This window comes from uncultured Sneathiella sp. (genome assembly GCF_963973085.1).
Lineage (GTDB): Bacteria > Pseudomonadota > Alphaproteobacteria > Sneathiellales > Sneathiellaceae > Sneathiella.
In genome coordinates, this window is sequence record NZ_CAXAXA010000017.1 from 1 (window position 1) to 6,126 (window position 6,126).

Consider the following 6,126-nt stretch of genomic DNA (forward strand, 5'->3'; position numbering starts at 1 on the left):
TCTTCTTAAGGGCGATTCATCTTAGCAACTGGTCCGATTTTCCGCGACCACCTCTGAAGTTGGGGGCGCTGCTAAAGCCTACCGATACTTTGGCATACCCAGGTCAACTTATTTCAGATGGCGTAAAGCGTATCTTGAACATGGTGAACAAGGGCTCATCAATAAGAAACCAATCCCTGGCTCGCATCCAAATCAGACCCCTATGGAGGTTGTCGAGAAGATCCTGTACTTACGAAAGAAGTACCATCTCGGCCCAATCCGTATCATGTGGTACATGGCACGCTATCATGATATGCGCGTTTCTGACGCAACCATTTCCAGGGTATTGAAGCGACATGGTGTCAGTCGATTGCCGCGTAATGTGGGACGGCGCAAGGTTCATACCAAGAGATATGAGAAGCAGGTGCCAGGCCACCATATCCAGATGGATGTCAAGTTCCTAATATTCAAAGCTAAAGACGGCAGGAAAATCAAACGATATCAATATACAGCAATCGATGATGCAACACGTGTACGTGCCTTGAAAATCTATGAACGACACACACAGAAAAGCGCTATCAACTTCGTCACCTATATCATCCAGAAATTCCCCTTCAGGATCCAGCAAATCAGAACTGACCGAGGGCATGAATTCCAATCACAATTCCATTGGCACGTTGAGGATCTCGGCATTCGTCATGTCTATATCAAAGCCCGAACGCCTCAGTTAAACGGCAAGGTCGAACGTTCACACAGGTCTGATCAGCAGGAGTTCTACCAATTGATGAAATACAAAGATGATGTCGATCTGGAGGCCAAACTCGCTGAATGGGAAGCTTTCTATAACTTCACCAGACCCCACGGTGCGCATGGCGGAAAAACACCCTATGAATCCCTCAGGGAAAAACTAAAATAGAGTTGCGAAGAGTCCCATGAGTCAGTGTCTATTACAATAAGCAATCACTTTTACTTTCGGCCCGATTAAACTAAGGTTTGAAAAACCGCACGGTTGCATTCCCTGGAGTGACAATCTCGAACTTTTCGTTGCGGATAAATATTTCTAGATTTACGATGCCCGATTCTAGATCTATAGCGGTTACCTTGCCGCCAGCGGTAAGGGTTTCGCCAAGATAAGACGCCCGGCGATTGGAATACTCGAAGGTTGCCAGCTCTCCGTCCTCAAGTAGCCAGTCCGTTAAGACCTGAACTAACCAATCTCCTTGCAATGGTCCGTCAATAACAACGCCGGGATGTTTTTCCACACTGGTCGTATAGGCTTCGTCATAATGAATCCGATGCGCGTTCCAGATAGCTGCGTTATAGAGAAACAGGGAAACATTGGTTGGTGTATGTTGACGTTCCTGCAAGGTATTGCCGACCGCAAGGCTCTTTAATCGCGTGTTCATCGAAGGATCCTCGACTGCTGTTCTTCCATAACAAGTTCGCCAGCTTCGGTCTTGACCGTCAGGTCATAGGTGAGGAATAACAACGGACCACTCGATCCCTGCTTCTCCGTAATTCCGCTTAAAGTACGGGTGGCTATCAAAACATCGTTTGGCACAACAGGGCGATGATATTTCATTTTCGTACCGCCGGCCATCAAGCGTTTCAATGGCAAATCAGGGAGGAAAGGGTCTTTGGCAATACCGTCAGATCCGAGCCGATCAATTGACACCAACGGGCGCAGGGCAGCAAATAGAAACATTGGCGGCGCCACATCGCCTTGCATAAATTTTTCAGCGCGTTGCTCCGTTGCGATAGCATATTTAATAATGTCACTACGGTTGACTTCAATGCGTTGAGGTGACGCCGAACGACCGATCCAAGATTTTGCTTCCGAGCTGACAAGTTCGTTCAACAGACTATCCTCAGTATTTTAACGTAATAAAAGATCAGGCGGTGACCCAGCCTTGTATCCTGGCAGCATCCCGACGGCAATGCTCAGGGGTCCCTAACAGTTGGCGGTTCTGTGCAATTCGCTTAAACCAGATATGAAGGCCCAGTAGATCGGTAAACCCCATGCCGCCATGGGTTTCAGTCGCCATACGGGAAATCTCGCGCCCAATTTCGCTAAGATGTGCCTTTGCGTGATGAGCCAATAACGGAGTTTCTTCCTGTTGCTGATCAAAGGCATGCCCCGCATACCAAACTAGCGCGCGACAAGGCTCTAACATCGACACCATCTCCGCACAAACATGTTTCAACCCCTGGAAACTACCGATCACCCGGTCAAACTGTGTACGCTCTTGCGCATAAGCGATCGCAGCATCAAACATATACTGCGCGGCGCCCAGTATATCGGCGGCCACCATCAATCGACCAATTTGCAAAATCTCTGCGGCAGCGCCTTCCAGCCCGGAACTCAGTGATATAAATGACACGTTTTTAAGAGCGACATTTGCCAAGGGACGACTACGATCCAGGCTCTGATAAAGATCGATCTCAACCCCTGCTTGCTGTAAGTCCACCAAAGCAGCACGACCATCAGATCGTTGTATCAGCAAATGGCTCGCGCCAGCGCCATCAAGAACCCCTTCAAGGCGCCCGCTTAGTGTATCATCCACTTGTTGAAGCGTACTGTTGACGTTCGTTCCCGGAGCGGTTTCAAACGCGAAGGCTGCCCGCAAATCGCCGTTGACAAATTGTGGTAAAATTTCTTCCTGCTGCATCGGATTACCCAGGCGCTTTACCGCGAGCGGTGCCATGACCATTGTCGATAGAAACGGCGTTGGCAAGGCAGCATGTCCCATTGCCTCTGCTACAACGACGCAATCCAGAATACCAAGCCCCGAACCTCCATAAGATTCTGGAATGATCAGGCCTGACATCCCGATATCGCACAAGGCCTCCCATAGTTCAGGGTCAAATCCATCACCCTTTTCACAAGCAAGCCTCAGGCGTTCCAACGGCAATCGATCCCGCAGCATGACCCGCAAAGACGAATCAATCAATCGTTGTTGGTCGTCAAGATCAAAATCCATCGGCTCGGCTCCCCCCCTTATTCATTGGCTTGGGCTCCTTCGGCAGTCCCAGACCTCGCTCGCCAATGATGTTTTTTTGTATTTGGGACGTACCGCCACCAATAATCAAACCGATGTCATACATATAATCAATCTGCCAGGTGGTCGCGTCGTCATCTTCCGTCATTTCGCCTTGCGGACTATACCGCAGGCCTGCCATACCTAACACATCCACGGCCAGAGCCGACAACCGATGCCCCAACATCGTGCCTTGATATTTGACAATCATCTGCCGTACTCCGGAATTGACCTCCTTGATCCGGTCCGAAAGCAGTCGTAGACCATGATATTTCGAAGCAAGTACTTCGCCTTGCAATTTTAACAGACGCTCGCGGAATTCTGGCATATCAATAACCCGTTCATTGTTGATACGGGTTTCCTCCATCATAGTTTTTATACGGTTCAGCCGAAGCACCAGCTTGTTTGGGTCACCCAGTAGTAAGCGTTCATATTTCAACGTGACGTTAGCAACGCGCCACCCCTCACCTCGCCCCATAACAATCTGATCCATGGGCACGCGCACGTCGGTAAAAAAAGTTTCATTGAATTCAGCGCGTCCGGTCATGGTCTTCAAAGGCCGGACTTCGATACCAGGACTCGCCATTGATAAAAGTAGATAGGAAAGACCTGCATGTTTTCCGGCACCAGCCTCCGTACGACAGAGGAGGAACATCATGTCGGCAAAGTGGGCCGAGGATGTCCAGATTTTCTGGCCATTTATGACAAAGTCATTCCCATCCACTATTCCAGTGGTTCTGGCAGCGGCGAGGTCACTACCTGATCCCGGTTCAGAATAACCCTGACACCAGATAACTTCTCCTCGAAGGGTTTTCTCAATCCAGATTTCGCATTGCTCTTTCGTACCGACCTCCAGCAGTGTAGGAACCAGCATACTGATACCCTGATTCATGATGCCCGAAGAGAGACCCGCCTTAGAGAACTCCTCAGAAATGATAGCCGTTTCTAGGATATCCGGTGCCGCCCCGAAACCACCGTAAATTTTTGGAATAGTACGGGCAAAATATCCTCTTTCCAGCAACAGGGCTTGCCAATCGAGGGTCGCTTGACCCGGTCGCTTTCGACCGCCGCCTGGCTTTGGTGACTGTTTACCGTGTTTAAAAATAAAATCACGCACATCTTCGCGCAAAACCAAATGATGACTAGAATAAGACAAATCCATAAGCTCTATCCTTTGGTCACATCGGAGAAACGAACAATTGGGGTGGCCAGATCTTCTTCAAGGAACTCCACACCGATTGAAACTTCCCGACCAATAGCGAGATCTTTCGGATCGCCATCGCGTAACGGCGCGCAAATCCGGACACCCTCAGGTAGATCCACTGTTATATAAGCCGTCGGAAGGTCCTTTTTGAACGCGAAATGATATGCGTGACAAGAAACCGTCCAGCTATGGACCGTGCCGTTGCCCGAAATTTCTCGCCAATCAAATGCCATCGAATGACATTCAGGACATACCGGGCGAGGGTAGTGGCGAAAAGTAGAGCAATCGGCACATTGCTGAATCAAAACGTGACCTTCCAACAAACCATCCCAATAGGGCTTGGTATCTTGCGTCGGAGAAGGCCTCAACCGGTCAATTTTTTGTTCTTGCATTGTTATCTCCGCAAAATCGCAACGGCACCATCACCCATATCGCCGTAACCGGTGACGAGACCGATTTCAGCATCCTGCACTTGCGCCCGCCCGGCCTGCCCGCGCAGCTGCTTCACCAACTCGACGACATGATTAAGGCCTATCATATGGGCCTGTGATAACAGACCGCCGTGAGTATTGACTGGCAGCTCGCCGCCCAATCGAATGCGGCCATCCTGGACGAAAGCCCCACCTTCGCCCTTCTTGCAAAAGCCAAGGTCTTCCAATTGGCAAAGCACAATATAGCTAAAGCAGTCGTAAATTTCCGCAACGTCGATTTCGCTATGTTTGACTCCGGCCATCTCAAAGGCTACTGGCGCGGCCTTGGCAGTCCCAAGCGTTGTCATATCAGGTCGCTGCGTGATGGTAGACGGGCTGTCGGGGTGGCCCTCGGCGATACCCATTACATAGATCGGTGTCTGCGCCATGTCCTTTGACCGCTCGGCGCTGGAGACGATTATGGCAGCTCCTCCATCACTCTCCAGACAACAGTCATTTAGTCGCAGCGGATCCGAGATTATACGGGAATTCTGATGATCGTCCAGTGTCATTGGCTTCGTCATGATCGCATTGTCATTGAGCAATGCGTGTTGACGTATCGTGACGGCAATTTCGCCTAGTTGCTCACTGGTTGTGCCGTAAATTTCCATATGCCGTCTCGCCATATGAGCATAAAGCTGTGCCGGGGCGATTTGACCTAGCGGCATTTCAAATTCACCGACAACCCGGAACTGCGGTAAATGCTGCACCCGATTGCCAATGCGGCCACCAACGCCAGAAGCGCCGTTGCGACCGATCGGGATTAACACATGATTGGCGACGCCACAATCAACGGCGCAGATCGCCGCCTGCACTGACGCCAGTACACTGGCCCCACCCAGCGGTGTAGTGGCGGAAAACCTTAGATCCGGCAGGCCAAAATTAGTGATAAAGTCTTCCGCCACGGTATCGCCAGTGGCATACGGTATTACCCCATCAATATCTTTTGGCGACAATCCGGCATCAGATATGGCTTTTAGAGAGGCCTCCATTTGTAAAGCCGTGCTACTACGGCCTGAATTACGGCTATATTCTGTTTCCCCAATTCCCGTAATCGCGCCATTTCCCGACAAAGTCCCCATAGAACCTCCTTTTACAAATATGCGGCGGATCAAACCGATTTGCGATCGTCTTGTCGCACTTACGGTCACAAAAATTCAACTCGCCTAAATTCATACCTTCGTCTGTTACGGCCAACGTGATTGGAAGTCCAACACTCGGCGCCCCTCCGGTCACGGTTATCGGCTTACCATCTAGGCCACGATTTATAAGCGGCTCCCATCGTATTTTTAACTAACGCCATAAGTTTTCGGAGCCAAAGGATTGCTCGCCTCCATTTTCTAACGAATGATAGTTTGATTGCAAGTCTTTTATGTTATTATTGTCCGGGGTGTTTTCCAGCGGCGGTAAGGCGGAAGGTCTGTCTGAGGCTGAG

At 50.1% G+C, this 6,126-nt stretch carries 7 protein-coding genes; 1 reads left to right on the top strand and 6 read right to left on the bottom strand.

Annotated elements, in window-relative coordinates; all coding sequences use genetic code 11:
• Nucleotides 1-28 precede the first annotated feature (28 nt).
• On the top strand, nt 29-895 hold the full coding sequence (locus tag AACZ19_RS18405) for an IS481 family transposase (RefSeq protein ID WP_339635972.1): 867 nt from the start codon (nt 29-31) through the stop codon (nt 893-895).
• Between the two features lie 70 nt (nt 896-965).
• On the opposite strand, the gene AACZ19_RS18410 is transcribed toward AACZ19_RS18405, so the two are convergent.
• The 6 genes from AACZ19_RS18410 to AACZ19_RS18435 are packed head-to-tail and all read right to left on the bottom strand — an operon-like array spanning nt 966 to nt 5,773.
• Complete coding sequence (locus AACZ19_RS18410) at nt 966-1,385, bottom strand: hypothetical protein (protein WP_339635966.1); 420 nt, start codon at nt 1,383-1,385, stop codon at nt 966-968.
• Nucleotides 1,382-1,837 (bottom strand): MaoC family dehydratase N-terminal domain-containing protein, encoded by a 456-nt coding sequence (locus tag AACZ19_RS18415; RefSeq protein ID WP_339635967.1) that lies wholly within the window; start codon nt 1,835-1,837, stop codon nt 1,382-1,384. Before AACZ19_RS18415 ends, AACZ19_RS18410 begins: the two co-directional genes overlap by 4 nt.
• Nucleotides 1,838-1,871: 34 nt before the next feature.
• On the bottom strand, nt 1,872-2,960 hold the full coding sequence (locus tag AACZ19_RS18420) for an acyl-CoA dehydrogenase family protein (protein WP_339635968.1): 1,089 nt from the start codon (nt 2,958-2,960) through the stop codon (nt 1,872-1,874).
• The gene (locus tag AACZ19_RS18425; protein WP_339635969.1) at nt 2,950-4,179 is read right to left on the bottom strand and encodes an acyl-CoA dehydrogenase family protein; all 1,230 of its coding nucleotides are present in this window, start codon (nt 4,177-4,179) and stop codon (nt 2,950-2,952) included. Before AACZ19_RS18425 ends, AACZ19_RS18420 begins: the two co-directional genes overlap by 11 nt.
• 5 nt (nt 4,180-4,184) lie before the next feature.
• Nucleotides 4,185-4,613, bottom strand: coding sequence for a zinc ribbon domain-containing protein (locus tag AACZ19_RS18430; protein WP_339635970.1), 429 nt, complete (start codon nt 4,611-4,613; stop codon nt 4,185-4,187).
• A 2-nt stretch (nt 4,614-4,615) separates the two neighbouring features.
• A complete protein-coding gene (locus AACZ19_RS18435; RefSeq protein ID WP_339635971.1) occupies nt 4,616-5,773 on the bottom strand; it encodes a hypothetical protein in 1,158 nt (385 codons plus the stop codon).
• Nucleotides 5,774-6,126: the final 353 nt, after the last annotated feature.

Coding starts and splice junctions, on each gene's coding strand:
- AACZ19_RS18425 (WP_339635969.1), bottom strand. CDS start 4,179: ATGGATTTGTCTTATTCTAGTCATCATTTGGTTTTGCGCGAAGATGTG.
- AACZ19_RS18420 (WP_339635968.1), bottom strand. CDS start 2,960: ATGGATTTTGATCTTGACGACCAACAACGATTGATTGATTCGTCTTTG.
- AACZ19_RS18435 (WP_339635971.1), bottom strand. CDS start 5,773: ATGGGGACTTTGTCGGGAAATGGCGCGATTACGGGAATTGGGGAAACA.
- AACZ19_RS18430 (WP_339635970.1), bottom strand. CDS start 4,613: ATGCAAGAACAAAAAATTGACCGGTTGAGGCCTTCTCCGACGCAAGAT.
- AACZ19_RS18410 (WP_339635966.1), bottom strand. CDS start 1,385: ATGAACACGCGATTAAAGAGCCTTGCGGTCGGCAATACCTTGCAGGAA.